Annotated in this window: 31 protein-coding genes; 11 read left to right on the forward strand and 20 right to left on the reverse strand. The window is 52.2% G+C overall.

Features of this window, described 5'->3' with window-relative positions:
• Window positions 1-609 precede the first annotated feature (609 nt).
• Together ACO6S1_RS00530 and sthA are read right to left on the reverse strand one after the other, a co-directional pair.
• A complete protein-coding gene (locus ACO6S1_RS00530; RefSeq protein WP_422344421.1) occupies window positions 610-1695 on the reverse strand; it encodes a GGDEF domain-containing protein in 1086 nt (361 codons plus the stop codon).
• Between the two features lies 1 nt (window position 1696).
• Complete coding sequence (sthA, locus tag ACO6S1_RS00535) at window positions 1697-3118, reverse strand: Si-specific NAD(P)(+) transhydrogenase (protein ID WP_422344422.1); 1422 nt, start codon at window positions 3116-3118, stop codon at window positions 1697-1699.
• A gap of 327 nt (window positions 3119-3445) precedes the next feature.
• On the opposite strand from sthA, the gene ACO6S1_RS00540 reads away from it, so the two are divergent.
• Window positions 3446-3610 carry a hypothetical protein gene (locus ACO6S1_RS00540; RefSeq protein ID WP_422344423.1) on the forward strand — a complete coding sequence of 55 codons (165 nt, stop codon included), beginning with the start codon at window positions 3446-3448 and terminating at the stop codon, window positions 3608-3610.
• Window positions 3611-3646: 36 nt separating this feature from the next.
• Here the strand turns inward: ACO6S1_RS00540 and ACO6S1_RS00545 are convergent, their stop codons facing one another.
• The 6 genes from ACO6S1_RS00545 to ACO6S1_RS00570 all read right to left on the reverse strand — a co-directional run bounded on the left by ACO6S1_RS00545 (window position 3647) and on the right by ACO6S1_RS00570 (window position 6873).
• Window positions 3647-3958 (reverse strand): hypothetical protein, encoded by a 312-nt coding sequence (locus ACO6S1_RS00545; RefSeq protein ID WP_422344424.1) that lies wholly within the window; start codon window positions 3956-3958, stop codon window positions 3647-3649.
• Between the two features lie 94 nt (window positions 3959-4052).
• Window positions 4053-4394, reverse strand: a complete 342-nt coding sequence (locus ACO6S1_RS00550; RefSeq protein ID WP_422344425.1) for a hypothetical protein — start codon at window positions 4392-4394, stop codon at window positions 4053-4055.
• Window positions 4391-5017 carry a JAB domain-containing protein gene (locus ACO6S1_RS00555; RefSeq protein ID WP_422346261.1) on the reverse strand — a complete coding sequence of 209 codons (627 nt, stop codon included), beginning with the start codon at window positions 5015-5017 and terminating at the stop codon, window positions 4391-4393. Before ACO6S1_RS00555 ends, ACO6S1_RS00550 begins: the two co-directional genes overlap by 4 nt.
• Window positions 4951-5400, reverse strand: a complete 450-nt coding sequence (locus ACO6S1_RS00560; RefSeq protein ID WP_422346281.1) for a hypothetical protein — start codon at window positions 5398-5400, stop codon at window positions 4951-4953. Before ACO6S1_RS00560 ends, ACO6S1_RS00555 begins: the two co-directional genes overlap by 67 nt.
• A 552-nt stretch (window positions 5401-5952) precedes the next feature.
• Complete coding sequence (locus ACO6S1_RS00565; protein WP_422344426.1) at window positions 5953-6294, reverse strand: hypothetical protein; 342 nt, start codon at window positions 6292-6294, stop codon at window positions 5953-5955.
• Window positions 6295-6357: 63 nt separating this feature from the next.
• Window positions 6358-6873, reverse strand: coding sequence for a sigma factor-like helix-turn-helix DNA-binding protein (locus ACO6S1_RS00570; protein ID WP_422344427.1), 516 nt, complete (start codon window positions 6871-6873; stop codon window positions 6358-6360).
• A gap of 336 nt (window positions 6874-7209) precedes the next feature.
• Here ACO6S1_RS00570 and ACO6S1_RS00575 point away from each other — a divergent pair, with 336 nt between their 5' ends.
• Window positions 7210-7380 (forward strand): hypothetical protein, encoded by a 171-nt coding sequence (locus ACO6S1_RS00575; RefSeq protein WP_422344428.1) that lies wholly within the window; start codon window positions 7210-7212, stop codon window positions 7378-7380.
• Between the two features lie 424 nt (window positions 7381-7804).
• Here the strand turns inward: ACO6S1_RS00575 and dnaJ are convergent, their stop codons facing one another.
• The gene (gene dnaJ, locus ACO6S1_RS00580) at window positions 7805-8959 is read right to left on the reverse strand and encodes a molecular chaperone DnaJ (protein ID WP_422344429.1); all 1155 of its coding nucleotides are present in this window, start codon (window positions 8957-8959) and stop codon (window positions 7805-7807) included.
• A 121-nt stretch (window positions 8960-9080) separates the two neighbouring features.
• Window positions 9081-11027 carry a molecular chaperone DnaK gene (dnaK, locus tag ACO6S1_RS00585; protein ID WP_422344430.1) on the reverse strand — a complete coding sequence of 649 codons (1947 nt, stop codon included), beginning with the start codon at window positions 11025-11027 and terminating at the stop codon, window positions 9081-9083.
• Between the two features lie 199 nt (window positions 11028-11226).
• On the opposite strand from dnaK, the gene ACO6S1_RS00590 reads away from it, so the two are divergent.
• On the forward strand, window positions 11227-11691 hold the full coding sequence (locus ACO6S1_RS00590; protein WP_422344431.1) for a copper chaperone PCu(A)C: 465 nt from the start codon (window positions 11227-11229) through the stop codon (window positions 11689-11691).
• A gap of 15 nt (window positions 11692-11706) precedes the next feature.
• Window positions 11707-12159 (forward strand): vgr related protein, encoded by a 453-nt coding sequence (locus ACO6S1_RS00595; protein WP_422344432.1) that lies wholly within the window; start codon window positions 11707-11709, stop codon window positions 12157-12159.
• 3 nt (window positions 12160-12162) lie between these two features.
• On the opposite strand, the gene ACO6S1_RS00600 is transcribed toward ACO6S1_RS00595, so the two are convergent.
• The 4 genes from ACO6S1_RS00600 to ACO6S1_RS00615 all read right to left on the reverse strand — a co-directional run bounded on the left by ACO6S1_RS00600 (window position 12163) and on the right by ACO6S1_RS00615 (window position 14607).
• The gene (locus ACO6S1_RS00600) at window positions 12163-12471 is read right to left on the reverse strand and encodes a zf-TFIIB domain-containing protein (RefSeq protein WP_422344433.1); all 309 of its coding nucleotides are present in this window, start codon (window positions 12469-12471) and stop codon (window positions 12163-12165) included.
• A 117-nt stretch (window positions 12472-12588) separates the two neighbouring features.
• A complete protein-coding gene (locus ACO6S1_RS00605) occupies window positions 12589-12762 on the reverse strand; it encodes a YdcH family protein (RefSeq protein ID WP_422344434.1) in 174 nt (57 codons plus the stop codon).
• A gap of 140 nt (window positions 12763-12902) precedes the next feature.
• Entirely contained in the window at window positions 12903-14291 is a 1389-nt protein-coding gene (locus ACO6S1_RS00610) for an MATE family efflux transporter (RefSeq protein WP_422344435.1), read from the reverse strand.
• 43 nt (window positions 14292-14334) lie between these two features.
• A complete protein-coding gene (locus tag ACO6S1_RS00615) occupies window positions 14335-14607 on the reverse strand; it encodes a hypothetical protein (protein ID WP_422344436.1) in 273 nt (90 codons plus the stop codon).
• A 126-nt stretch (window positions 14608-14733) separates the two neighbouring features.
• On the opposite strand from ACO6S1_RS00615, the gene ACO6S1_RS00620 reads away from it, so the two are divergent.
• Window positions 14734-16203 (forward strand): helicase HerA domain-containing protein, encoded by a 1470-nt coding sequence (locus ACO6S1_RS00620; RefSeq protein WP_422344437.1) that lies wholly within the window; start codon window positions 14734-14736, stop codon window positions 16201-16203.
• Between the two features lie 181 nt (window positions 16204-16384).
• Window positions 16385-16759, forward strand: a complete 375-nt coding sequence (locus ACO6S1_RS00625) for a hypothetical protein (RefSeq protein WP_422344438.1) — start codon at window positions 16385-16387, stop codon at window positions 16757-16759.
• An 82-nt stretch (window positions 16760-16841) separates the two neighbouring features.
• Here ACO6S1_RS00625 and ACO6S1_RS00630 read toward each other — a convergent pair whose 3' ends face one another.
• Window positions 16842-17129 carry a hypothetical protein gene (locus ACO6S1_RS00630; RefSeq protein WP_422344439.1) on the reverse strand — a complete coding sequence of 96 codons (288 nt, stop codon included), beginning with the start codon at window positions 17127-17129 and terminating at the stop codon, window positions 16842-16844.
• Window positions 17130-17259: 130 nt separating this feature from the next.
• Here ACO6S1_RS00630 and ACO6S1_RS00635 point away from each other — a divergent pair, with 130 nt between their 5' ends.
• Window positions 17260-17649, forward strand: coding sequence for a hypothetical protein (locus ACO6S1_RS00635; RefSeq protein ID WP_422344440.1), 390 nt, complete (start codon window positions 17260-17262; stop codon window positions 17647-17649).
• Between the two features lie 48 nt (window positions 17650-17697).
• Here ACO6S1_RS00635 and soxR read toward each other — a convergent pair whose 3' ends face one another.
• Complete coding sequence (gene soxR / locus ACO6S1_RS00640) at window positions 17698-18141, reverse strand: redox-sensitive transcriptional activator SoxR (RefSeq protein WP_422344441.1); 444 nt, start codon at window positions 18139-18141, stop codon at window positions 17698-17700.
• 215 nt (window positions 18142-18356) lie between these two features.
• On the opposite strand from soxR, the gene ACO6S1_RS00645 reads away from it, so the two are divergent.
• The 3 genes from ACO6S1_RS00645 (at window position 18357) to ACO6S1_RS00655 (ending at window position 19829) form a co-directional block, all read left to right on the forward strand.
• Window positions 18357-18758, forward strand: coding sequence for a VOC family protein (locus ACO6S1_RS00645; RefSeq protein ID WP_422344442.1), 402 nt, complete (start codon window positions 18357-18359; stop codon window positions 18756-18758).
• Complete coding sequence (locus ACO6S1_RS00650; protein WP_422344443.1) at window positions 18755-19135, forward strand: VOC family protein; 381 nt, start codon at window positions 18755-18757, stop codon at window positions 19133-19135. Before ACO6S1_RS00645 ends, ACO6S1_RS00650 begins: the two co-directional genes overlap by 4 nt.
• A gap of 79 nt (window positions 19136-19214) precedes the next feature.
• The gene (locus tag ACO6S1_RS00655) at window positions 19215-19829 is read left to right on the forward strand and encodes a pyridoxamine 5'-phosphate oxidase family protein (protein ID WP_422344444.1); all 615 of its coding nucleotides are present in this window, start codon (window positions 19215-19217) and stop codon (window positions 19827-19829) included.
• A gap of 57 nt (window positions 19830-19886) precedes the next feature.
• Here ACO6S1_RS00655 and ACO6S1_RS00660 read toward each other — a convergent pair whose 3' ends face one another.
• The 4 genes from ACO6S1_RS00660 to ubiA all read right to left on the reverse strand — a co-directional run bounded on the left by ACO6S1_RS00660 (window position 19887) and on the right by ubiA (window position 24076).
• Window positions 19887-21023: an NADH oxidase gene (locus ACO6S1_RS00660; RefSeq protein WP_422344445.1), complete on the reverse strand. Its 1137-nt coding sequence runs from the start codon at window positions 21021-21023 to the stop codon at window positions 19887-19889.
• Between the two features lie 31 nt (window positions 21024-21054).
• A complete protein-coding gene (locus tag ACO6S1_RS00665; RefSeq protein ID WP_422344446.1) occupies window positions 21055-21990 on the reverse strand; it encodes an NAD(P)H-dependent flavin oxidoreductase in 936 nt (311 codons plus the stop codon).
• Between the two features lie 47 nt (window positions 21991-22037).
• Entirely contained in the window at window positions 22038-23057 is a 1020-nt protein-coding gene (locus ACO6S1_RS00670) for an aldo/keto reductase (RefSeq protein ID WP_422344447.1), read from the reverse strand.
• A gap of 104 nt (window positions 23058-23161) precedes the next feature.
• Window positions 23162-24076: a 4-hydroxybenzoate octaprenyltransferase gene (ubiA, locus tag ACO6S1_RS00675; protein WP_422344448.1), complete on the reverse strand. Its 915-nt coding sequence runs from the start codon at window positions 24074-24076 to the stop codon at window positions 23162-23164.
• Window positions 24077-24151: 75 nt separating this feature from the next.
• On the opposite strand from ubiA, the gene ACO6S1_RS00680 reads away from it, so the two are divergent.
• On the forward strand, window positions 24152-24910 hold the full coding sequence (locus tag ACO6S1_RS00680) for a 16S rRNA (uracil(1498)-N(3))-methyltransferase (RefSeq protein WP_422344449.1): 759 nt from the start codon (window positions 24152-24154) through the stop codon (window positions 24908-24910).
• Window positions 24911-24977: the final 67 nt, after the last annotated feature.

The following is a 24977-nucleotide window of genomic DNA, read 5'->3' on the forward strand; positions in this document are numbered from 1 at the left end:
CGAAGCTGCCCCCTCCCCTGTCGTCGTAACGATCCAAGTTGTCGGTCACTTAATAGGGCTTTAGTCGGGTAAGATGACCAAGCCGGGAAAGGCCCGCAATCGCGCAACCGGCAAGGCCGGTCTCTATCCATAGCCTGTAAAGAGTTTCATGGCTCGACCTCTGGATCGGCCAGCAGATGCTTGCATCCTGAAAAACTGCATCCCGCCGCCGTCGGTCTAAAAAAGTATTGCCAATTCACGCGGTTATACTTGATGGCATCAGGGCTTATCATTTAACTTGCATCACCTGGCGAAAGGCAGATTGCCATGTGTCTAGTCAACCGCTGGTTACTGCATTTGCCCCGGAGATGGGTCATGGCCCACTCCATGCAAAATATATCGTTCAAGGGTAGATGCCACCATAATGTTCAAGTGGGCGAACGCATCGGATGATTGATGTCAGGACTGGCGCCATGCAAGGCACCGTCAAACGCCATTCCAAAAACAGAAAAGCGGGCGGAAGCTGACAGCGAGTTTATGTTTCGCCAACAGCAAATTCCGCCGCGCTCATTTTATCGCGGATGATGTTTGTTCACCGCCATGTTTGTACCCCGTCAAGCTTGGGGCCAACTATCTCTCGTTGGAATATTTCAAGACCGTATTGCGTCCCTGCGATTTCGCTTCATACAATGCCAGATCTGCTTTTCTAAGAATGGATCGCTTTGTATCGGTTGGCAGGCATTGCGCGACGCCAGCAGAGAAAGTAACCGTCCCCAGTGCTTTTCCGGATTCCAAATCAACAAGCGAACGGGACGCTAAGGAATCGCGGCAATTATCAACCATTTTGCAAACGGTATCGATATCCTGGCCTTCAAAAATGACTGCAAATTCTTCACCGCCATAGCGTGATGTGTGACAATCGCTGTTGGACAGTGTCGCCAGTTCGTCGGCCACCAGTCTCAGAACCCGGTCACCGCACTCATGACCAAATGTGTCGTTCACCCTCTTGAAATGATCAATATCGATAAAGACCAAGATCAAGGATTGCCCTTGCTCAATCAGTTTCACCAGCACTTCATCCAGCGTTCGCTCAAATTTCCGCCGATTGGCGAGCTTGGTGAGCTGGTCGAAATCTGCTTCGTTCCTGGCCTGCTCCAATTCGGTCTGCAGGTTGGCCAGCTTTTTGTTGGTCTTGGCGATTTGATCGCGATTTTCACGGGTCGATTCAACCATCAATTGCGACAAGCTCAGCAGCTTTTGGATCGCACCATCTATATCAACGGAATTGGTCTTGATGGTACCCGCGTGCTCGATCAGATTTTCTTCACATTCGCTTGTCTTTTTGTTTCCCTCATCGATGATTTTTGTTGTGGTGCGGATATGCTCGATGGCCTCCATCACAATTCTATCGATTTGCGTTCCGACGTCGGGACTCAAATATTTGTTGTAAAGTTCGCTGGCTGCCGCATTGTCCAGTCGGCCGGCAGAAGAAAGCCCCATAATCTCATTCTTCAATACGCTGTTGCCGCCGCAGATGTAGGCCCAAGCCAGTTCCAGATTGCTTGAGCAAACCACCAGACCATGCTGCCGGATGAATTCGGCAATAGCATAAAGGGGCGACCGTTCGCCGTCCTCTTCCGTGCAAACCGGGCAATTGTCATTGTTGCCATTTTCTCGGAAATAGCCGTCTAATATGTTCTTGATATCAATTTTCACGTCATGCTCTCATTCTGGGCTGCGGCATCCGGTTGTAGGCGTCTAGCGCCGCGACCTTGTATGCCTCTGCTAATGTGGGAAAGTTAAATACGGTGTCGGACAGATAATCGATGCCGCCATTGAGATTGAGAACGGCCTGACCAATGTGGATCAATTCCGTTGCTCCCTCACCGACGATATGCACGCCCAATAATTTTCGATCCTGGAGATCGAAAATACATTTCAGAAGTCCTTTGCAATTACCCAAAATATGTCCGCGCGATGTCTCTTGAAAACGCGCCAGACCAATTTCTACCTGCAACCCCTTGGCCCTTGCATCGTCTTCCGAAAGCCCAATGCTGGCAATTTCTGGAATCGAATATATTCCGAGAGGAAAGCTGTGCTTGGAGCTTTGGATAGGATGATTAAAGGCATGGCATGCGGCTAATCGCCCCTGCTCCATCGACGTCGAAGCCAGCGACGGAAAACCAATAATGTCACCCGCAGCATAGATATGAGGCTGCGTTGTCTGAAGCGTTTTCGGATTGACCGAAAGGCGCCCCCTATTGTCCGGCTTGATGCCAATCTTATCAAGACCAAGCCCATCCACAGCTCCAACACGGCCGGCCGTGAAAAGAAGCATGTCAGCACGCAATTGCCGACCATCGTCTAGCTGGACATTGGGATGACATTCCTTGTCCAGCGAAATCTTGTCGATTGAACGCCCCAAGCGAAGGCTTATACCCCGCTCGGTAAGCTGGTGGCTGAAATTTGCGATGATATCGCGGTCAATAAATTCCAGAATATTCTCTCTCGCTTCGACCACGGTCACCGGGATTTCAAGCGTTGAGAATATGGTTGCATATTCCAGACCGATAACACCTCCACCAACAATTATGATGGATTTTGGCATGGGCATCTTCGCGGCAATAGCGTCGCTATCGAGGATGGTGGTTCCGTTAAACGGGATATGCTTCGGTCGAAACGGTTTTGTACCAACAGAAATCAGAAATTTCTCGGCTGTCACAGTAAAGCTGATCCTCTTGCTCTGAACCGATTGCGTTACAGACAGCTTGTGCGGATTCACAAATTTTGCCCGCCCATTCAGCGTTGTAATGTTGTTACGAGACAACTGGCTGTCGATAACCTCAACTTCATCGCCGAGCGTTGTCGATAAACGGGAAGAAATAGCGCTCTGTGTTGCAGCGGCTCCATCGCGCTGCCGACCGGACTTGAAATATTGATCGCGCCATCCTGTAACGGACAACACCGATTCCCTGATCGTCTTGGATGGAAGCGTCCCGGTATGGACCGAAACCCCGCCGATATTTTTCTGATCATCCACAATGGCCACGGACTTACCAAGCTTCGATGCCTGTATGGCCGCTCGCCGTCCGGCTGGACCTCCGCCTATAATCACTAACTCATAGTCAAAATCTGTCATATCGACCCTTTCACCCTATGGTTAACGGCGGCAGGAAAAATAGTTAAATCCCCAAAAAATAAAAATGCTCTAGCCCATGTAGTTGTTTGAAAGTTCGGCCCGTACGACGGCGGGATCGCGACCCGGCATTATGCGTCAAAATGGGACAGTCGTTAAGAAACCGTTCTCTTGACAAGAGCCAAAGCAATTTATGTTGAAATTGTAACCGGTTACAACTAGAGACACATGCACTTTCAAAGATTTGAAAAATAGCCGTTCTGAAATCTAATAATTTTGGAATCTGGATAATAAAATGTCGCTGCTCAACGAAAGGCAATGTCGATCATAATGCAAACTGACAATGCCGACATAGAGGGGGTGATTAAAAGGTTAAGCGAGATCCTGTCGATCCTGGATGACAAGGGTCATCCGATTGCCGCTATAAAAATTGAAGAAGCTATCAATTCTTTGCAGCAGCCGCTGAATACGGATGAAACGCCCGGGGATGCTTAGCCTTAGATAACCAAAGCACCGATTTTTGAACGACCATCACTGCATTTCGTAAATTATTAAAATGCAATTTTTTGCCAGCTCAAGTGCCTCGACATCACATTCACGAATGCTGATGTTCGCTGCTGGAAATTCCTTATCTTCTGCGGGCTCTGCTCCGCTAGACGAACGAACCTCGATGCCTTTCTGAATTTTGGCATGGGCGAAAACCCTGACACCGGTTGACTTGGTTTTCGATGGAGCCGCTTCCAGTCTTCCGGGAATGCAAGTAACCGCGATCATCAAAATCCAAACAAGGAAAAAGAGCTTCGGAACGACAATGGAATTTTGCGTCCGGCACATCTGGGCCATCTTATCCCCTCTAATAGCAAATATCAGAAGGAGTAACGGTTGACGGCCGGAAATATTAAGGATCTGGCTCTGCTATCAATCCGGTTTTCAAATCCTAATCCGTCATAGAATCCAAATAGGCTTCGCATTCGGACAAAGCCCTGTCCGTCATGCGTAAATGATCATAACCGTGGCTTTCGCAAATTTCTATATCGCCTCGATCGAGAAATACAGTGAGCCAGCGGGATGCTATTGATTCCGATACAGAAAGTTTGGCGTATAAATCCGTTTTCAAAACGCAATGATGCTGGTCTGATGCAATGTAAACTTCCAACAACAACTCCCAGGCAGGATCGCCAAAAATATTGTTACTGGAAAAAAACAAGCTTCTCTTTCGCTGCCGGTCCAGCAGTTGACGTGCATGTTTTACGCGGTCATTCAAAAGATGTTCGGTCATAACAATTTCATCTTTCGAAAACTCGACCAACTGCTGCCGGTAATGACAATATGATCATGAAGTTTGATTTCCAGTTCCTGGCACAATATCTTTATCCGCATCGTAAAGTTCACGTCGGATTTGCTTGGCTTCACATTGCCGCCAGGATGGTTATGCACCATAATCAGAGCACTCGCATTCAGCTCCAGCGCCCGTTTCAAGATGCTTCGGGGTTGCACAATCACCTTGCTTGGTGAACCATGCCCGAAAATCTGGTCCTTGATGAGATGATTGGCAGTATCGAGGAAGAATATACGCATTGTTTCGGTCGCAAGCGAACCCATGCTGGCCTGCAAATACCGGATCAGCTTTTCATCGGTCGAAGATATCAACTTCTTGGGCAGCTCATTCTGAAACTGAGCTATAATAAGTTTTTCGGTAGCGATGAGCAAATTGATCACCGCGCTCTGCGCTCCGACTACACGCTGTAGAGATTCTTCCGTTTCAGACAAAATTCGCCCGATTGATCCGAATTCTGTCAAAAGTGCGTCCGATAGAATGCTTGCTTTTTCCGGGGCTACCGACTCAATGAGCTGCGCCAGGACGGATCGGTCCCGTAAATTGTCAATCTGCGCTGATGACAATAAGTTCCGATCGCCAACGTTATCAGCACCGGGAAGGAAGTTGCGTATTGCATTACGAAATAGGCCCTCGGGACGATAGTTACGTCCATGAATTTCGCCGTATGCGCCACCAGCGCGATGGTTTGAAGAGATACTAAGCATAACGGCCAGAACCTCCTCGCGCGCATGGCGACCACGAAAAACAAGAGCCAGATAATGAAGTCGATGACCAGATGTCCCGGGTCCATTTCAGCATATTCTGCTGGGGTAAAGTAATGCACCGAGCGATCCAGCACCCAAGTGGCAAAATACGAAATAGCAATCGTACGCTCCGGTGCGCCACCTCGCCAAAGTGCGTAGAGCGTGCAAGATGCGAACAAGAAGTAGAAAATTGCAACTCGCATTTTCCAAGATGACTATAATCGCGAAGCGCAGTCAACCGCTCTCGAACTTTAGATACAGCCTCACTTAACTGCTGCGCCAGGATGGATCGGTTCCGTTTGTTTTCAACCGGCGCCGGTGGCAATAGGTCCCTATCGCAAGTATTATAAGAAATGGATAAGATGAAGCGACTTGCATAATGAGATATGCCTGCGGGTGTATCGACACATCCATCAGCTTGGCCATATGCGCCACCAGAGCTATTGTTTGCAGTGAGGTTACGCATAGCGGCCAGAACCTCTTTGCACGCATGGCCACTGCAAGAACGGCGCCCCAAACGAACAAATCGATAATGAAGTGTCCCGGATCCATTTCCGAATATTCCACTGGCGTGAAATAGTGGACCATTGGATCCGAGAAAAACCCAACCAGAAGAGTTGAAGCAACCCAACGTTCAGGCGCCCCTCCTTTATACAAGGCATAGAAAGTTGTCGCACAAAGAAGGAGGAAGAATATTGCTGTTCGCATCGCTTATGAGGAACATGCTGGCGCTTCATAGTCAACAACTTGCTAACTCACGCAACGATCGAGAGGCGTTTGCCATCTTTATCGGAGGCCTGAGCTGCCGGCGGGCAATCTTCGTGCGTGTCTCCCCAAGCATATTCCTTGCCAATTTTCTTCAATTCGCCGTGCACGCGCAAAATATCACTGCTGGCATCAACAAGTGCCATCTGTGCCTTAGCAAGCCGCAGGATCGCAGCCTGGCCAGTCGATGCAGGTACGCCTGTGTTTAGACGAGCATTAACCAGTGTGGACATAAGATTTGAGACAGAGACAAGCGCCTGGTCAATGCTATACTCGCTGTGCGGCATATCCTGGCCGATTTGATCTTTAGCTTTTTTGATTTCGTAAGACATAAGACTCCCTTTCCGCGAAACGCGAATTCCAAAAGTTGTTTTTAAGGTAGACCTTGTGTCGGCTTACGCTGCCAACAGGCCTGAAAGAGACTGAGAGACAGCAAGTCCGATCAGGACAATTGCCAATATGCCGACGGTCATGCCGACAACAATGGCCAGTCTTTGAACGGTACCCAGTTCGCCACTCGGTTCCTTCAGGGCTTGCAACCACCGGTCTGATTCAAGCGTGGAATTAAAGTCGTATGGTACGGCTGCTTCTTCCAACATGAAAGATTGTGGTTGTTCGCCCTGACTTGCTTCTGCGCCGGAATCGGGGTGATTGGGAAGATAGGCTGGATCATATATGATTCGATCATAGTCTCCGGCGACGCGTGCGAAGACAATCGCGGCTTGATCACGCGTCGTGACGTCCAGCGTACGTCGGGCGCTATCAAGGCGCTGGTCGACCGCTGGTTTGGATATGTCTAATATCCTCGCAATTTCTTTTGAAGATTTTCTCTGCACGACTAGGTGCAGGCATTCACGCTGCTTGGCAGTTAGTTTTGCAACCCGTGCAGATTCTATTTCAAACTGGTCCAACGGTATTCCCCAAAATACAGCGCTAGCATAGCTTCACCCTCAAGCCGAGGCAACCAGGCATCCGATCGAATGCATCTATAGTCGATGAACAACATGCCCCAAAAACTCCCCTGTTAACGATGATTTTAGCCATCATCGCGATAATTTTCCATTATCACTTCTACCCATATTGGGGCAAATAATTCCGAAAATTATGATATTTCTCTTGAGACACAAGAGTTTACACAGATTGACAGTGTATATTCATAATGATTGCACTATCAACTACGGCCGATGGAACAAAGGGGTCTGTGGTTTTCAATACCAGCAGAATCAGAAGAGAAATTGGAAGACAGGATGATGGGTGGTAGCGAAAAGACAGAAATCAACAATGATGATCAAAAAATCGATGAAATTATTTCATCCTTGCAGAAGTTGTTGATTGAACTTGATCAGCGAAATCTCACGATGCCAGCCATTAAAGTCGCAGAAGCAATAGACATGTTGGGACAGTCTTCAAGACAATAGGCTGGCGGCAATTCTGCCTTGCCGCTCTATTGCAGCAGCACCGCCAAAGAGGGTTCTCAGGATATTCAGCGGAAAAAGACACAAAATTCTACTCCGGCTGTTAATCCCAAAAATCGCAACCGTATATATGTTCGGGCAGTTCAGTTTGCCTGTAGTTTGCTAGGCCCGCATTAATCATCCCCACAATGAGCGGGTAGTTTAGTATGAGTTGGAAAGGGGCGATCCTGTCTGCTGGTCCTTACAGGGTCGCCCCTTTTTCACATTCCGGCGATTTCCAAACTGATATTGCGCCAAGGTAAGCAGCCGGAGCGAGTGCGTGCTTCTCATCCGTTACAATGCGTCAGAAGAATTGGGTTGGTAAGCGGAAACCGCTTCACCTCAAAATATTTGATCCGTCTCGCCACAGGCAATGGATCAAATAGCCTCAATCAGCCAAGCCATCCCAGGCTTCCTTGATTTTCGAGAAGAACCCGCTGCTATTGGGACTTTCATCACCGGTTTCGGTCTCTTGAAATTCCCGTAGCAATTCCTTTTGCCTTGATGACAGTTTGGTTGGCGTTTCAACCTCTATCTGCACAACCATGTCACCGTGGCCGCGTCCGCGCAGAACCGGCATGCCGGCACCGCGCTGGCGGATTTGTTTGCCCGATTGAATGCCTGCCGGGATGCGTATTTCATGTTTGGTGCCATCGAGACCGGGAATGACAATCTCTCCGCCCAGCGCTGCGACCGAAAAACTGATCGGTGCGCGGGTAAATAATGTTGTGCCTTCACGCTCGAAAATGTCATGGCGGGCCAGGTGGATGAAAATATAAAGATCGCCGGGAGGGGCGCCGCGGGCGCCCGCCTCACCTTTACCTGTCAGCCGGATCCGAGTGCCGCTGTCAACACCAGCCGGAATTTCAACTTCCAGGGCCTGCGGCCTGTCGACCCGGCCTTCGCCATAACAGATATGACACGGGCTTTCGATTACTTCACCGCGCCCCTGACAGCTGGCACAGGTGCGTTCAACAACGAAAAAGCCCTGTTGCGCACGGACTTTTCCATGACCATGGCAAGTGGTGCAGGTTTTGACACCCGTTCCGGGTTCTGCACCGGATCCATCACATTCGTCGCAGCCGACCGAAACATCTATTTCGATTTCGGTCTGCTTGCCATGAAAAGCGTCTTCCAGCGATACTTCCATGTCATAGCGCAAGTCTGCACCGCGCGCGGGGCCGCGCTGTTGTTGCTGGCCGCCAAAGCCTCCGCCGCCAGCACCGCCTCCAAAAATTGTCTCGAAAATATCGCCAATATCGTTAAATGCAGCACCGGCGAAGCCGCCACCGCCGGCATTATTGCCGCCGCCATTGGTGAAGGCCGCATGACCATATTGGTCATAAGCGGCGCGTTTCTGGGGGTCTTTCAGAACATCATAAGCTTCGCTGATCGATTTGAATTTCGCTTCAGCCGCAGCATCGCCAGGATTTTTGTCCGGATGATATTTCATCGCCAGTTTGCGATATGATGATTTCAGCGTCGCGCCATCGCAGCTGCGATCGACCTCAAGTTGCTGATAATAATCCATTTCGGTTGCCATTACTTACCTCAGCCCCCCAAAAGCCGAAAATCCAAAAAAGCCGCTCCTACTGGCTCTATCGAAGGCGCTCCCGTAAAAGGAATGACCTCGACGGGCGCAGTCCGAACGGCTTTAATGATTGTTACTCTGCCGCTTTTTCTTTTTTGTCAGTATCAGCGTCGTCGCTATCGTCCACTTCCGAAAATTCAGCATCAACTACATCATCATCCGCCTTGGCGGCTGCATCGGCCGCTGCTGCGTCGGCGGCATCGCCACCTTCTGCTTGCTCGGCTTCGTAGATTTTCTGACCCATTTGCATGGAAACCTGCGCCAGTGCTTCTGACTTGGTCTTCATCGCTTCCGGATCACCGCCTTCAATCGCTTCCTTGGTTTCCTTGATCGCTTCTTCGATCTGGCCTTTCAGATCGGCATCAATCTTGTCGCCATGTTCCGACAATTGTTTCTCAGTCGTGTGGACCAGACTTTCCGCATTGTTCTTGGCTTCTGCCTCTGCACGCCGCTTCTTGTCTTCTTCCGCAAATTTCTCTGCATCTTCAACCATCTGATCAATATCGCTGTCGCTCAAACCGCCAGAGGCCTGGATCTTGATCTGCTGTTCCTTGCCGGTGCCTTTATCCTTGGCCGAGACGTTCACGATACCATTGGCATCAATGTCAAACGTCACGTCAATTTGTGGCACACCGCGCGGAGCTGGAGGGATACCGACCAGATCGAACTGACCGAGCATCTTGTTATCCGCTGCCATTTCCCGTTCGCCCTGGAATACACGGATGGTTACCGCGCCCTGATTGTCATCAGCGGTCGAGTAGACTTGCGATTTTTTCGTCGGGATCGTGGTGTTACGGTCGATCATGCGCGTGAAAACACCGCCAAGGGTTTCGATACCCAGCGACAATGGTGTCACGTCGAGCAGAAGCACGTCTTTGACATCGCCCTGCAGAACGCCAGCTTGAATGGCAGCACCCATGGCAACAACTTCGTCCGGATTCACACCGGTATGTGGCTCTTTGCCAAAAAACTCCTGTACGGTTTCGCGCACTTTAGGCATACGGGTCATGCCGCCAACCATCACAACATCGTCAATTTCCGATGCGCTGATGCCAGCGTCCTTCAATGCCTTTTTGCAAGGATCAAGCGTACGCTTGATCAGATCACCGACCAGTTTTTCCAGGTCGGAGCGTGTGATCGACTTCACCAGATGCTTGGGACCATTTTGGTCAGCGGTAATGAAGGGCAGGTTGACCTCTGTGGTCTGAGCCGAAGACAATTCAATCTTCGCTTTTTCTGCCGCTTCTTTCAAACGCTGCAGCGCCAGCTTGTCCTTGGTCAGGTCAATGCTTTCCGCTTTCTTGAAATCGTCCGCCAGAAATTCAACCAGCTTGGCGTCAAAATCTTCGCCGCCAAGGAAGGTATCACCATTGGTGGACTTCACCTCAAAAACGCCATCGCCAATTTCGAGAATCGAAATATCGAATGTACCGCCACCAAGGTCATAAACTGCAATGGTTTTGCCGTCATTTTTTTCCAGGCCATAAGCCAGGGCCGCAGCAGTTGGCTCGTTGATGATCCGCAACACTTCCAGGCCAGCGATTTTACCGGCATCCTTGGTTGCCTGACGCTGGGCATCGTTAAAATAGGCGGGAACTGTGATAACGGCCTGTGTAACCGTTTCACCAAGATAGCTCTCGGCGGTTTCTTTCATCTTTTGCAGGGTGAAAGCGGAAATCTGGGCAGGAGAATAATCTTCACCACCGGCTTTTACCCATGCATCGCCATTGGAACCTTTGACAATTTCATAAGGGACCAGTTCCATGTCTTTCTTCGTCATCGGATCATCAAAGCGGCGACCGATCAGGCGTTTCACTGCGAAGATGGTGCTTTCCGGATTGGTAACTGCCTGGCGCTTGGCCGGCTGTCCAATCAGTCGCTCGCCGTCTTTCGCAAAAGCAACAACGGATGGCGTGGTCCGCGCGCCTTCCGCATTTTCAATAACTTTCGGCTTGCCGCCGTCCATAACGGCAACACAGCTGTTGGTGGTGCCCAAATCAATACCGATAACTTTAGCCATTTTTCCCTCAATTCAATTTCAAATATTTTCTATAATTAGCAAAATAACCGCCCGGCCCTGTTCAAGTGGCACCGTTACGGCTTCGGAATGGGATATAGGAGGCATTTTCTTTGGCACAAGTCTTGGCAGGGACGCGCGGAGGATGTACATATCAAGAAACTATCCGATTACCCCCAGATTCAGGAGTTTTCTGCCAGTCATGACGAAACAACTTTCGTTTTTTTTTGCTAGCCTTGCGGTAATTTTTCTCAGCGCCTGCGGTCAGGGCGATGTGTTGCGCGTGGATGAAGCCGTCGTCAATCTCTCTCCCGTCGATGGCAATCCCTCGTCTGGCTATATGACGATCCACGGCGGACCGGATGATGTATCGCTGGTCAGTGTGATTGCCGACGACGTGATGCGGATGGAAATGCACGAGACCGTCGAAACTGACGGGATGGCACGAATGCAGCAGCTGTCCGTTGTTTCCGTTCCGGCAGGCGAAAAAATCAAATTTGAACCCGGTGGCAAGCATCTGATGATTTGGGGTGTTGGCCGGGGTTCTATTCAGCGCGGCCTGTTGAGAATGATCTTCATTTTTTCCAATGATGACCGGATTCAGGTCGATGCAGTGATCCGAGAAGCGGGCGGCGCAAGCCCGGAAACCGAAGAAAACACCGAATAGTAGGTGGTCTCTGGAATGCGTTCAGGTCGCCCGCTTACCACGGCAGAAATGGATTTATGCCGATCCGTGTTCAGTGATGTGATTGACTATCAAGCCATCAGAATATTCAATCGCAAATGGTGGCCCTTTCAACCCAAGCGCGTGACCATGGCACCTGACGGGAACATCTGGTTCCATCCCAGGAGCGGTCTTTTTCGCGATGATTATAGCGAGACAGACCTGAACCTGCAGGGCCTGTTCATTCATGAAATGGTGCATGTGTGGCAACATCAGCAAGGGGTATTCCTGCCGCTCGCTCGCCATCCTTTCTGTCGTTATGATTACACGCTGACGCCGGGCAAATCATTTGACGACTATGGCATTGAGCAGCAGGCAGAGATTGTCCGGCATGATTTCTTGCTGAAACAGGGTGCGCGACTGAAAAACGGTTTTCAGCCAGAACAGTTTGTCGGTCTGGTTCCCTTCTAGCGGCTAATCAAACAAGTCTTCCAGAAAGGACTTGCGGCGCTTTTTCTTGTAGCTCCGATGGTCATAGCTGTCGCTGTAGATGGTCCGGTCCGGTCTGTAAGTCTGTTCCGCCGGCGGTCTCGTGGCCAATTGTGACCGCTCTATGATCTTGTCGATTTCGCCGCGGTCAAGCCATACACCGCGGCATTGGGGGCAGAAATCGATCTCCACCCCTTGCCTTTCGCTAATGGTCAAGCTGACCTGGCAAACCGGACAAGGCATGGCTGGCGCAGTTTGCGGGGCGCGGGAACCATCGGGCGAATAAGATGTCATAGCATTTCCTGGGCTGGAGTATTTAGGGAATCATGAAAAATGTTGGACGATATGCGTCTGTTTCCGGCGGGGACCGGGGAGTGAAACACTTTACATATCGCCCAACTGTCTGGCCTGTTAGCTCGTAACAGGAACCAGTTCGCGCCGTGCGGCAGCGATCTTGTCCTTGATCCTCAGGCGTATGCGCTTCAGTTGTTGCATTTCCTGTTGCCGTCCAGCGGTACGGCAATTGTCGATCAAGCGGTTTAGTCGGCGGTGGCGTTTTACCAGTTCATTTACATAGTTCGTCATAACGGCCTCCTTCGGTTAAATTGCTTGATGCTTTTCTGCCAAAGAGTCGCCAATTGATCCAATCGAAACGATTGCTTGCCGTTCATAGCTATTTACTATCATAGCCCCAAATTCTGCCCTTTGTGGCTGATTGGTTCGATTTAGGGTAGCAACCCGATGCGCTCGCGCATTGTCCAGCGCATCAACATCAGTACTGCGACAATGCCCAATCCGCTGGCAAGGCCGGTCCAAACGCCAATGCCTTCCCAGCCCTGCCAAAAGGCGAGACCGGCGCCCACGCCGATACCGATGAACCAATAGCCCATCAAGGCAAAGAGCATCGGCACGGTGGTATCATGCAGTCCCCGCAGCATCCCCGCGCCGACCACTTGCGCGCCATCAACAATCTGGAAAATGGCTGCTATGGCGAGGAAGCTGACAGCCAGCGCTGCCACTTTCTCATTACCCGGTGCATTGGCATCAATGAAGATCGCGATCAAAAAATCGGGCGCCAGAACAAAAAGCAGCGCCATCGCTGCCATGAACGTCGTGCCAAGCACAAAGCTGACCCAACCGGCGCGGGCTATTCCGGCATGGTCCTTGCGGCCATATTGAATGCCAACCCGGACCGTCGCCGCCTGCCCCAGCCCCATCGGCACCATGAATGATAACGACGCGAGCTGCAGCGCAATGGCGTGCGCTGCCACTGATTCTGCATTGATCAATCCCATCAGCAAGGCAGCGATACCAAAGACCGACCCTTCCAAACCCATGGTTACGGCAATCGGCAGGCCCAGTTTCCACAGCGCGCGATAGCGCTGCCAATCAGCGCGCCAGAACCGCCCGAACAGATGATAGCGGCGAAAGCGTTTGTGCAGGACAACCACCAGAGCCAAGCCGCCAAACATCAGGACGTTCGTCATCACACTGCCAATGCCAGCACCGATCACACCAAAGGCCGGAACGCCGAATTTCCCGAAAATCAGGGCATAGTTGAACAATGCATTGGCAAGGACAGCGATCACACTGATGATCAGCGCCCAAACCGGTTGCTCCAGCGCCGAGACAAAATTGCGCAAGATGATGAAGCATAAAAATGGCAATATCGACCACATATAGGCCGAGATATAAAGGCCGGCATTGCGTGCCAGATCGGGTTGCTGACCAAAATATACCAATATGCTTTCAGTATTCCAGAGCAGCACCCAGAACGGGATGATTACGGTGACCGCAGCCCAGATTGCCTGCCGAAAGGTGCGCCGCACATCCCGCACGCTGTGGCCCATACGGCCAATTTCGCTCGCCATCATCGGTGCCGAGGCCGTGACCAGTCCCATGCAGAAAATCGCGCAACTCATGGCGAGATTAAAGCCAAGCGTTGCAGCGGCCAGTTCGCGCGCACCAAGCCAGCCGATCATCAGCACGTCGGTTGCCCCGATCAGCGCCATGGTCAGGTTCGAGAGGATCAGCGGCCAGGCGAGTTTCAGCGTCGTGCTCGCTTCACGGCGCCACGGGTTGGGATATGGAAAAGATTGCGCTGCACTGACCATGATAGCCCGTTAGCGGAGGCAAAGGACCGGCGCTAGAGAAACATCAGTCTGAAATCTGGTTATTCTGCGCGCGATCCATCAAATCCATAAAGTCTCGCGCGGAATTGCGATCCGTTTCATCCTCGAACGCACTTTCCAGATCAAGCGCCGAGCCAAGCATATATAGCACCGCCCATAACGCAAAGCGGCGTCCGCGATCTGTTTCCAGACCAAGATCCACACGCATCCGCTCAAGCCCGGCATCCAACGCCTCCGCCCGGACGGACGACAGGTCGGTTGTACCAAAATAGCGTTGCAACTGATCATCAAAGTCCATTCGCGTAGACCTACGCGATGCCCCATGGAGGCGCAACTTCCTTTTAGGTTCAATGCGTTACAAAAATACGCCTGTGGACCGCGTTCCGTCATTGCAACTTCCCGGTCATCTCGGTAGGGCGACGATGTGAGTGTTGGTATCGAAATTGGCAGAGATGACACGGGGCAATCCGTGCACGTGGACATCGAAGAGCTGCTGGCGACGCGGCTTTTGGTGCAGGGCAATTCCGGCTCAGGAAAATCCCATCTTCTGCGACGCTTGCTCGAAGAAAGCGCCCATCTGGTTCAGCAAGTGGTAATTGATCCTGAAGGCGATTTCGCGACGTTGGCCGATGCCTATAATCATGTCGTGGTCGATGCGGGGGACTATAATGAGCGGGAAATCGCGACCATGGGCGCCCGCATCAGGGAGCATCGCGCTTCGATCATCTTGAATCTGGAGTCGCTGGAACTGGAAGCGCAAATGACCTGCGCCGCCGCATTTCTCAATGCCCTATTCGATGCGCCACGTGATCACTGGTATCCCGTTCTGGTTGTCGTCGACGAGGCCCAGATGTTCGCGCCTTCGGTTTCCGGCGATGTGCCCGATGCCGTGCGCCGGGCCAGCCTTGGCGCCATGACCAATTTGATGTGCCGCGGCCGCAAACGCGGTCTGGCCGGCGCCATTGCCACCCAGAGGCTGGCCAAGCTCGCCAAAAATGTGGCTGCCGAGGCAAGCAACTTTCTGATGGGCCGCACGTTTCTCGACATTGACATGGCCCGCGCCGCTGATTTGCTGGGGATGGAACGGCGACAGGCAGAGCGCATAAGGGATCTGGAGCGCGGACATTTTCTTGGCCTTGGCCCGGCGATATCACGGCGGCCAATCTCCATGAAAATCGGACCGACCCAGACCAGCACGCGCATGGGCACGCATAGTCTTTTGCCGATGCCGGAAGCAGAACCCGAAAATCTGCGGACGATGCTATTCGCCGAAATGGAGGCAGAGCCGCTGCCCGTTCGCGAACAACCCGCGCCGCAACCGATCGCAGCCGAGGAACTGATCCGCCGCATCGCCAAGCCAGAGCCTGCCATCGAACCGGAACCGGTTGCCGGTGCTGCCGATGAGGAAGCAAATGCAGACGCTACCAATCACGAAGCAACGATCATAGCTGTCTTGCAAGACATGCTGGCGGATGCGAACAGCGCCTATCAACCCGATGCCCTGCTCTATCAGGATTTTTCCGTGCGTTGCCGGATGCAGCAGCTGGCCACGGTTCCGTTGGAACTGGCTGAATTTCGGCGCCGCTTTGCCTTGGCAAAAGGCGGCATATTGGAGCCCGATGATCCCCGTTGGGCAGATGTTCTGACCGCCGCAGCCGAATTGCCGGAAGACATGGCCGCGCCATTCCTGCAAATCGCGCGGGCCGCGATGGAAGGCAGCCGCTGTCCGGATGACGAAACACTCGGCCGCGCTTATGGCACCCGCTCCCCCGGCCGTATCCGCAGACTGGTCGAATACATGGAAAAACAGGGGACCGTTGTTGTGCGCGCCGATTTCGGCGGAAAACGCTCCATCGGCATCCCGCAACTGGGCCTGAGTACTGAAGCGGAGTGAATGGGTTAAGGCGCAATCCGGTTTCGTCATGAAGCCATCGTCAACAATCCCCGGATCCGTGCAACTGCTCCGCCGCGCGATAAAAAATGGCCGGCTTTGGGCGCAAAAGCGGACACTAGAAATCACCAAAGAACGGCCATCAACTATATACAAGCCAATATCGCTTTGATAATTTCAACACATGGAAATTGATTTTTTTGCTGCAGAAAATGGCGGTGACCCCGTCTTGTTTCAACATCTGATCTGGTATTTTGGTCATCCTGAAGTTTGGGCAACATTATTGTTGTGGGCGGTGCTTTTGATAGCTGTAATCAAAATAGCAAAACGGCTATGGATTTCACGGAAAACCATATGGTTTGCGCTGTTTTTAACCTTCGTTGGAACAATGACAGCTTGCTATATTTGGCTATCTACTCAAGCCTATGCACTGTATGTGGAAGGGCAAGGTAGCGAACTTGTGATGTTATCTTACGCCCAATATATCTTTTTGATCCTTTCTCTCGTGTCAGCCGGTTGGATTGTTTTTGATTGGGTCAAAGTAAGACGTTCGAGTTAGCTTTGAATGCGACCGTTGGAAAATCAAGCAAGCGGTGACCTCTTGTCCGCTTTCGGGATTTAGCGGACGATCATTATTTGCTTTAATCTCCAACAAACAACAACCATCGACCAGTCTTCCCGCTTTCGCTGAGTATTTGCGATAGGTTGGAAACCCCTATGGAAGGTCCCTTTACCAATCGTTCGATAAGTTGAGATAGCAACACTGCGTGATCATCGCTAAATCTGGTATCAGAATATGGATCAATCTCCACACCGCTCTTCGCTTTCAATGCCACCAAAGCGGGTTTAATTGACTCCCAATCATTGAACTCAAGAAATTGATCTGGCTCATCTTTATCTGCGTCCATGTAGTTATAAGAAATCGACATCGCTTCCTCCTCGACGTCACATACCGGAGACCGGTATCACGTGAAAGTCTAATGTCCGCTTTCGGAATGGATCTACCGCTAGAGATTGAAAATTGTTGTGTAAGGCCTTGCTAGATTGCAGAATGGTCCAATGACCAAGAAGGCGATCGATAAATTACAAGAGAAGCACCAGAAAACTGGCTTGGAAGATTCTGACAGATCGCTGTTACGCAGCCTCATTTTATTCTCGCAAGACACTTCGGAGCTTGAATCGGCTATCTACATTTTTGCTTATTCATTCTCTCGTGACCCTGAAGTTGAAAAAGTTTGTGAGCGATTTTGTTCGCAGGAATTCTGGGAGCCCGGCCTTACAGCCGTCTGCTTGAAAGCTCTTATTCGATACTGGGACAATGAACCGATACGTTACAAACAGACAATAGATGAACTTAAAGGTGCAGATGAAGATATCTGGTATGACGAAATCTTTTTTCTCAGTAAGATTAAGCTCCCAGAATATGTCTATATCGAGACCCCTTTCTAATGTCCGCTTTCGGGATGTAGCGGACATTAATCGGACTGAGAACAAACACTAATCCTCCAAAACCAGTCTTGGCCCCGGCCCTTTCAACCCGACCCGATCTTCCGGATTATAGAGCTGACATTTTTTCAAACTCAGACAACCGCAACCGATGCACCCGTCCAGCCGGTCGCGGGTTCGCTGCAGCTCCGCAATCCGCGCATCGATTACTTTACGCATCGCTTTGCTGATCCGGGTCCAATCGGCCTGCGTTGGTGTGCGGCCATGCGGGAGGCCCGCCAGCTGGCGTTCAATCTCTCCGATAGTGAGTCCCAATTGTTGCGCAATCAGGACAAAGGACAAGCGCCGGATATCCGAACGCAAAAAGCGCCGCTGGCCGCCGCTGGAGCGGAAAGGTTCGACTAGCCCCTTTTCCTCGTAGAAACGGATCGCCGAGACCGATAGGCCGGTCCGCTCGGCCAAGGCTCCGATCGTCAGGGATTTGGTTTCAGTCATCTTAGTTCCTCTTGGTTTCCCTCCACAGTCAGGGATCCATCTCCTGTCCTCGCGCCATTTTGTTTCGGTTGGAGATGGGCTCCTGCCTGCGCAGGCGCACTGCGTTTAGATTTCCAGAATAATCTCTTGACCTCAACTTAGCTTGAGGTTGTACGAATCGCAAGTGAGGACAAGTAGTCCAGCAAAAATGTCTGTTCGAAAGGAGAATAGCCAGTATGAAGTTGAACCAGGTCACCGTTGGATGTCTCGATTATGACGCGTCCGTCAAATTCTATCAGACGCTCGGCCTCGTCCAGATTGTCGATGCTCCGCCCCGCTTTGCGCGCTTCGAAACAGAGTCCGGGGAAACCTTCTCCATCCACGCTGTGGATCAAGTCTCCGAGCCGAGCGGAATGATTTTTTTCGAAACTGGCACTCTTGATACGGACGTTGCGTCTCTGGAAGCCAAAGGCATCATCTTCGACACACTGCCGACGGATCAAAGCTGGGGCTGGCGAGAAGCGCGGCTCCGCGACCCGGCCGGCAATGCTCTGTGCCTCTATCACGGCGGCGACAATCGCCGCTTCCCGCCATGGCGAATTTCAAACAGCAACCAAGGAAAAGGATATGAAAAATGACAATAGCAAAGCTGGAACATGTGAACATGACAGTCAGCGACCCCCAGCGGTCCGCCGACCTGATGCGCGACCTTTTTGGCTGGCATATCCGGTGGGAGGGGCCATCAATGTCGGGTGGCCACACGATCCACGTTGGGACCGATGATCAATATCTCGCGCTCTATACCAATAAGGATGTGAAGACCGCCGAGCCCCAGTTCCGCAAGGGTGAACCGATGAACCACGTTGCTATGACGGTCGACGATCTGGATGGCGTCGAAGCGAAAGTGATCGCGGCGGGCCTGAAACCCTTTGGCCATGATGATTATGATCCGGGCCGGCGGTTTTACTTTTTCGACTGGAACGGTATCGAGTTCGAGATTGTCAGCTACGCCTGATTGGGCAGATCTTCCCATCCGGGCCGTCAGCGCGTAACCTTTCACGATGGCGGCCCGAACCGGGCCATGGAGACAGACCATGCCCTATAAATTTCTCGATATGCTGACGACGGATAGTGTCCGCGCAGCCCAGGCCGAAAATGACGCACGCGAGCAGTGGGAAGACTTTCCCGGCGACCGCCGCTTTGATCATTTCGACGAACGCGCAGCAGCCTTCATTGCTGCCCGCGATAGTTTCTACATGGCGAGCGTTTCAGAAAATGGCTGGCCCTATGTCCAGCATCGTGGCGGTCCGCCCGGCTTTCTGAAAGTGCTGGACGACAAGACGCTTGGCTTTGCCGATTTTCGCGGCAACCGGCAGTATATCAGCCTCGGCAATGTCCGGGCTGATGACCGGGTGGCCCTGTTCATGGTTGATTATCCCCGGCGCAAACGGTTGAAGTTGCTCGCGCATCTTTCCGTTTATCAGCTGGACGAGAATCCGCAGCTGGCGACACAGATCATCGACACCGACTATCCGGGCGAGCCCGAGCGGCTGATGACCCTAACGCTGGAATCCTATGACTGGAACTGCCCGCAACATATTGTCCCGCGCTTCACGAAAGATATGGTCGATCTTGCGGCCAAGCCTTTGCAGGATGAGATCGCTCGCCTGACGGCTGAGAATCAGGAACTGCGGGAAAAACTGAAATAACATCCTCGTCATCCTGAAACAAATTCAGGATGACGAGTCTAAATATTGCAATTTGTCTTAGAGGCTCGGATTCACCAGCACCTTCTCACCGGTCGCTTTCTTCTCATAGGCTTTGGCAATGTCCGGATCGATCATGTCCATCAGCGAGATTTCGCTCGAATAATCGCTGTGGAATATGCCATTGCGCTCGGCGACAGTGAACATGCGCATTTCCATCATGCGTTCCATGCCAACCTCTTCGAGATGCGGGGTAAGCAGCCAGCCGCCGACGCCCCAATAGAGGCCATAGCCCGCGCCCAGGATGGTGTCGCCCGTGTCGAGCCGGCCATAGATATAAACCTGTTTGTTGACGGTTGAACCATAGACGCTGAACTCTGCGCCGCGTTTCGCAGCGGCCTGTTCCATCGCGGTCAGGATGTAGTTAGCCATCTTGCCGCCGCCAATGGCATCAAAGCCCAATGTCGCACCGGTTTCTGCCAGTGCATCGACAAGGTTGGGCATGAAGTCATCTTTGCTGCTGTCGAGGACATGTCCATCCGGCAGACCAATATCGGTGAGGATTTTCTTCTGCTCATCGCTCCGCACAATCGCAACCAGAGGAATATTTTCCTTCAGGCACAATTTGGCGAGCATCTGGCCGAGGTTGGAAGCGGCGGCCGTATGGACCAGCGCTTCATGACCTTCCGCGCGCATGGTGTTGACGAAACCCTGTGCTGTCATCGGATTCACGAACAGGCTCGCGCCTTCTTTTGCTGGCGCGCCCTCCGGAAGCGGCACACACATCATGGCTGGCATCACGCGGTGGGTGCGATACATTTCACCGCCGACAATCGTAACTGTCTTGCCAAGCAACGCCTGCGCGGCATCTGAAGAACCAGCTGCGACCACCGTACCCGCGCCCTCATTGCCTGCAGCAAGTTTCTTGCCTTTGCGGCCCGCGAAGATGCGCATCATCTTGGGCTCAATATCAGCAACCAGAGCCGGATGCCCGTCCACTTCCTCGCTGCGCACGGTATTCATATCCGCCGGAGCGGTCAGAAGTCCCAGATCAGACGGATTGATCGGCACGGCTTCCATCTGCACGACGACCTCATGATCCTTGGGCTCCGGCACTTCATAAGGCTCTACAGATAGCACAAGCTTGCCGTCATCCGTTACGGTGGTGAAAAGTTGCTTTGCATTATCGATGCTCATTTGGAATTTCCTTGCTTATTCAGGGTTGGGTTCAAAAACTTCTGGATGCGTTTAGCGCGCTCATGCGCTCGGTAATGGTGAAAAACTCTTCCACCGTTTCGTCGATAATCTGTTTGGCAGTTTTTATCTCGTCAATCAAACCGGATGATTGTCCGGCCAGGCCAACAGCGGCCTCCATGTCACCGCCGAAGTAGACATCCAAAATGCCCTTGAATGTATCGGGCGGCATCAGGCCGTCTTCATAGATTTTCGCCGTGCGATCTGTCTTCAAAGCGCGGATGCAGGGCGTCGCTTTCTTGTTCAGGACATAGGTGCCGGTTTCCTTGGCATCCAGTATCGCCTGTTTGTAATTGTGGTGAACCGGACTTTCTGCGCTGGACACGAAACGCGTGCCCATTTGGACCGCCTCCGCTCCCAGAGCGAAAGCCGCCGCCATGCCCTTGCCGTCCGCGATACCGCCAGCAGCGACCATCGGTATGTCGGATTGGCGGCGGATGGCCTGGAGCAGGACAAGGGTCGAGACTTCTTCGGGATTTTTAAACCCACCACCTTCTGCGCCTTCGACTACCAGACCATCAATGCCCGCCTCCACGCATTTCATCGCAGCGTCAACTGTTGGAACAGCGTGATAGACTGTAATCCCGGCCTCCTTCAGCGGACCGATAAATTTGGCCGGGCTACCGGCAGATGTTGTCACAAATTTCACGCCCGAGCCACAAATATGGTCGAGAATTGCCGGGTCCTTTAGAAACATGATCGGCAGGTTCACACCAAAGGGCGCATCGGTCAGATCGCTCATCTTGGCGATTTCCGCCATGCAGTTTTCTGTCTCGCCGGATGATGTTTCGATAATACCAAGACCACCCGCATTACAGACGGCAGAAGCGAGTTGCGAACGGGCGATCCAGCCCATCGGTGCCTGTACAATTGGATATTTCGCACCAGTATGCTCGAGAAAACGGTTCATGGTTTTTGACCTTTCTTTGGGTCTTTCGTTGAATAGAGTTAACCCGATCAGCCCATCGGATAGAGTATGTCCTTCGTCACTTTGTCGACGGCCTTCATGACATCGTCGCTAAGCACCAGTTCGCTGGCCGCAAATATGTCAGGCAACTGGTCTGTGTGGGTCGCACCAACGATGGTAGAGGCGACAAAATCATGCTGCTTCGACCAGGCGGTAGCCAATGTGACGGGCGCCATGCCGGCTTCTTCAGCGATAGCCATAAACCGCTTGGTCGACGCGATGCTCTTTTCATTTACGAAACGCTGCGCCATCTTAAATTGGCGCTTGCCTTCCATAGCGAGATAGGCGGAAAAACGAGCACCTTCCGGTTTCGCACCATCATTATATTTCCCGGACAGCACCCCGCCGGCAAGCGGCGAATAGGGAATCAGGCTGACGCCCTCTTTCTTGCAAACCTGCGCCAGTTCATCCTCGAACCGGCGATTGTTCATGCTGAAATTATTCTGGATCGTGCAATAGCGGGTAACGCCGAGGCGCTCGGATGCTTCAAGCGATTTCATCAAGCCCCAGCTGGTTTCGTTAGAACAGCCGATCGCGCGAATTTTTCCTGCGCGAATCTGGTCATCGAGCACTTCCATGGTCTCATCATAAGCAGTACCATGATCCGGCCAGTGGGTCTGGTACAGATCGATATAATCAGTGCCGAGGCGCTTCAGGCTGTCATCCAGCGCCTTGACAATATTGTGCCGGTCGAGCGCCGTGTTACCTTGTCGGACCGCCGCTTGAAACCAGCCACCGCTTGGGCCGGCTACTTTGGTTGCCAATATGATCGAATCCCGGTCTTTATCCTTGAGCCAGCGACCGACAATTTCTTCGGTCCGCCCCGAATATTCGAGTTTCGGCGGTACAGGATAGATTTCAGCGGTATCGAAAAAATTGATTCCGGCATCAAGCGATTGATCCATGATCTTGTGTGACATGGCTTCATCGGCGCCGGTACCAAAGGTCATAGTACCCATGCATATATCGGAAACATGCAGGGCGCTCTTGCCAAGACGGCGTCGTTTCATTCAGGCTCTCCGGGGTGGTTTGTGTTTTTAACTATACGGTTAAAGATGCCAGAATCTACATAGGTTGCAAGAGGCAATGTAACGAAACCCGAAAGAGATTTGATCTATCCGGCCTGCCCGAGCACCAGACAGGCTAGAAACATAAGAAAACCAGCGAAGCGATTGGACCTGAATTTGGCAAGGGCATCTTCGCCATCTCCGCTGTTCAGCGTGCCAACTTGCCACATTAGATGCAGCGCAAGCGGGATCAGGGCAGCCAGACCCAATATTTGCGGACGCATGATCCAGAACGCGCCTGCCCAGCCGGCCAGAGCCAGCGCATAGAAAACGAGCACCCCGAAACGCACATTGTCACCGAGCCGCAGTGCGCTGGAACGGATACCGACCAGTGCGTCATCCTCCCTGTCCTGCAGTGCGTAAACCGTATCAAATCCGATCACCCAGAATATCGATCCGGCATAGAGTAGCAGCATCGCCCATGAAAAACCGGGTTCGATTGCGAGCCATCCAACCAGTGCGCCCCATGAAAAGACCATGCCCAGCCAAGCCTGCGGCCACCAGGTGATCCGTTTCATAAAGGGATAAGCAGCAACCAGTGCCAAGCTGCTAAGCGCGACCAGCTTGGCAATCAGGTTGAGCTGCAGCCATACGGCCAAGCCGATGGCACATAACAGTCCGAGCCATATCCAGGCCGCTTTGAGCGACACCGCTCCAATCGCCAACGGTCTGAATCGGGTGCGTTCAACCTGTTTATCGAGATCGCGGTCGACAATGTCATTATATACACATCCCGCTCCGCGCATCGCAATGGAGCCGAGCAACAACCAGAGAAGTAGATCCCAGCGCTGCACAGCACCGCCAGCCAGGGCGACACCCCAGGAGCAAGGCCAAAAAAGCAGCCACCAACCAATCGGACGATCGAGCCGCGCGAGCAACGCATACGGGCGAACAAAAGCGGGAAGCAATCCGACCAGGCCGTGATTTTCGGTGTCGGGAACGATTTCAGGCTGGGTTGACATAAGGTGTCTATAGATCGACTTAGAAGCTCCGTCATGCTGAACTTGATTTCGGGTGACATAATGGAGTTTGGAAGAATGCCGGCCACACCCGCCTATCCGCCGCAAAGCGCGCCACGTCTTTATGTTGACGTGGAACTAAACGAAGGCGCAGAAATCCGGCTGGATGGTAGCCACGCCCATTATCTGCTGAAAGTCATGCGGATAAAGGAAGACCAGCCGGTTAAACTGTTTGACGACCGGACCGGCGAATATCTGGCACATGTGACAATGCTTGGCAAACGCGACCTCATATTGCGAATTGATGGAAAAACCCGCACGCGCGAAGATGTGCCCGATCTCTGGTTGCTCGCGGCGCCGATCAAGAAGGATCGTTATAACTGGATTGCCGAAAAAGCGACCGAACTGGGCATTGCGAAGATGGTACCGGTTCAAACCGCCCGGACCCAAAACGGCCAGATCAGACCCGACAAACTGCGCGCCCACATGATTGAGGCCGCAGAACAATGTGAGCGTACCGCGCTGCCCATGCTTGATGACCTCATAAAGCTCGACGCTTTATTGAAGAATTGGCCTGCTGACCGTCATTTATTCTTCGCCGATGAACGCATCCATGACCGCGGAGAAGGCAGTTTTCGCAAGGCGCTGGTTGCCCATGGTGGTCCAGCAGCGATATTAGTCGGCCCCGAAGGTGGCTTTTCCGATACAGAAAATGACGCCATCCGCGCCCTGCCCCAGTCGGTTGCCGTATCACTGGGTCCCCGCATATTGCGCGCGGATACCGCCGCGGTGGCTGCGATCAGTCTTTGGATGGCGGGACGAGGTGACTGGAATTGAGTATAAATTCCTGAATAGGCTATCTATTCAATGAGTTATCGCCAACCCCGCCAAATGTAAAATTTCG

This window comes from Parasphingorhabdus sp., from assembly GCF_965233695.1.
Lineage (GTDB): Bacteria > Pseudomonadota > Alphaproteobacteria > Sphingomonadales > Sphingomonadaceae > Parasphingorhabdus.

Bases quoted from the DNA above. Each gene is read 5' to 3' on its own strand.
- ACO6S1_RS00610 (WP_422344435.1), bottom strand. From the start codon at position 14,291: ATGGTCAGTGCAGCGCAATCTTTTCCATATCCCAACCCGTGGCGCCGT.
- ACO6S1_RS00645 (WP_422344442.1), top strand. From the start codon at position 18,357: ATGAAGTTGAACCAGGTCACCGTTGGATGTCTCGATTATGACGCGTCC.
- ACO6S1_RS00605 (WP_422344434.1), bottom strand. From the start codon at position 12,762: ATGACGAACTATGTAAATGAACTGGTAAAACGCCACCGCCGACTAAAC.
- dnaK (WP_422344430.1), bottom strand. From the start codon at position 11,027: ATGGCTAAAGTTATCGGTATTGATTTGGGCACCACCAACAGCTGTGTT.
- ACO6S1_RS00600 (WP_422344433.1), bottom strand. From the start codon at position 12,471: ATGACATCTTATTCGCCCGATGGTTCCCGCGCCCCGCAAACTGCGCCA.
- ACO6S1_RS00575 (WP_422344428.1), top strand. From the start codon at position 7,210: ATGATGGGTGGTAGCGAAAAGACAGAAATCAACAATGATGATCAAAAA.
- ACO6S1_RS00550 (WP_422344425.1), bottom strand. From the start codon at position 4,394: ATGACCGAACATCTTTTGAATGACCGCGTAAAACATGCACGTCAACTG.
- ACO6S1_RS00615 (WP_422344436.1), bottom strand. From the start codon at position 14,607: ATGGACTTTGATGATCAGTTGCAACGCTATTTTGGTACAACCGACCTG.
- ubiA (WP_422344448.1), bottom strand. From the start codon at position 24,076: ATGTCAACCCAGCCTGAAATCGTTCCCGACACCGAAAATCACGGCCTG.
- ACO6S1_RS00655 (WP_422344444.1), top strand. From the start codon at position 19,215: ATGCCCTATAAATTTCTCGATATGCTGACGACGGATAGTGTCCGCGCA.
- ACO6S1_RS00670 (WP_422344447.1), bottom strand. From the start codon at position 23,057: ATGAAACGACGCCGTCTTGGCAAGAGCGCCCTGCATGTTTCCGATATA.
- soxR (WP_422344441.1), bottom strand. From the start codon at position 18,141: ATGACTGAAACCAAATCCCTGACGATCGGAGCCTTGGCCGAGCGGACC.
- ACO6S1_RS00665 (WP_422344446.1), bottom strand. From the start codon at position 21,990: ATGAACCGTTTTCTCGAGCATACTGGTGCGAAATATCCAATTGTACAG.
- ACO6S1_RS00635 (WP_422344440.1), top strand. From the start codon at position 17,260: ATGACCAAGAAGGCGATCGATAAATTACAAGAGAAGCACCAGAAAACT.
- ACO6S1_RS00590 (WP_422344431.1), top strand. From the start codon at position 11,227: ATGACGAAACAACTTTCGTTTTTTTTTGCTAGCCTTGCGGTAATTTTT.
- ACO6S1_RS00680 (WP_422344449.1), top strand. From the start codon at position 24,152: ATGCCGGCCACACCCGCCTATCCGCCGCAAAGCGCGCCACGTCTTTAT.
- ACO6S1_RS00660 (WP_422344445.1), bottom strand. From the start codon at position 21,023: ATGAGCATCGATAATGCAAAGCAACTTTTCACCACCGTAACGGATGAC.
- sthA (WP_422344422.1), bottom strand. From the start codon at position 3,118: ATGACAGATTTTGACTATGAGTTAGTGATTATAGGCGGAGGTCCAGCC.
- ACO6S1_RS00625 (WP_422344438.1), top strand. From the start codon at position 16,385: ATGGAAATTGATTTTTTTGCTGCAGAAAATGGCGGTGACCCCGTCTTG.
- ACO6S1_RS00545 (WP_422344424.1), bottom strand. From the start codon at position 3,958: ATGGCCCAGATGTGCCGGACGCAAAATTCCATTGTCGTTCCGAAGCTC.
- ACO6S1_RS00565 (WP_422344426.1), bottom strand. From the start codon at position 6,294: ATGTCTTACGAAATCAAAAAAGCTAAAGATCAAATCGGCCAGGATATG.
- ACO6S1_RS00540 (WP_422344423.1), top strand. From the start codon at position 3,446: ATGCAAACTGACAATGCCGACATAGAGGGGGTGATTAAAAGGTTAAGC.
- ACO6S1_RS00560 (WP_422346281.1), bottom strand. From the start codon at position 5,400: ATGCGAGTTGCAATTTTCTACTTCTTGTTCGCATCTTGCACGCTCTAC.
- dnaJ (WP_422344429.1), bottom strand. From the start codon at position 8,959: ATGGCAACCGAAATGGATTATTATCAGCAACTTGAGGTCGATCGCAGC.
- ACO6S1_RS00650 (WP_422344443.1), top strand. From the start codon at position 18,755: ATGACAATAGCAAAGCTGGAACATGTGAACATGACAGTCAGCGACCCC.
- ACO6S1_RS00595 (WP_422344432.1), top strand. From the start codon at position 11,707: ATGCGTTCAGGTCGCCCGCTTACCACGGCAGAAATGGATTTATGCCGA.
- ACO6S1_RS00630 (WP_422344439.1), bottom strand. From the start codon at position 17,129: ATGTCGATTTCTTATAACTACATGGACGCAGATAAAGATGAGCCAGAT.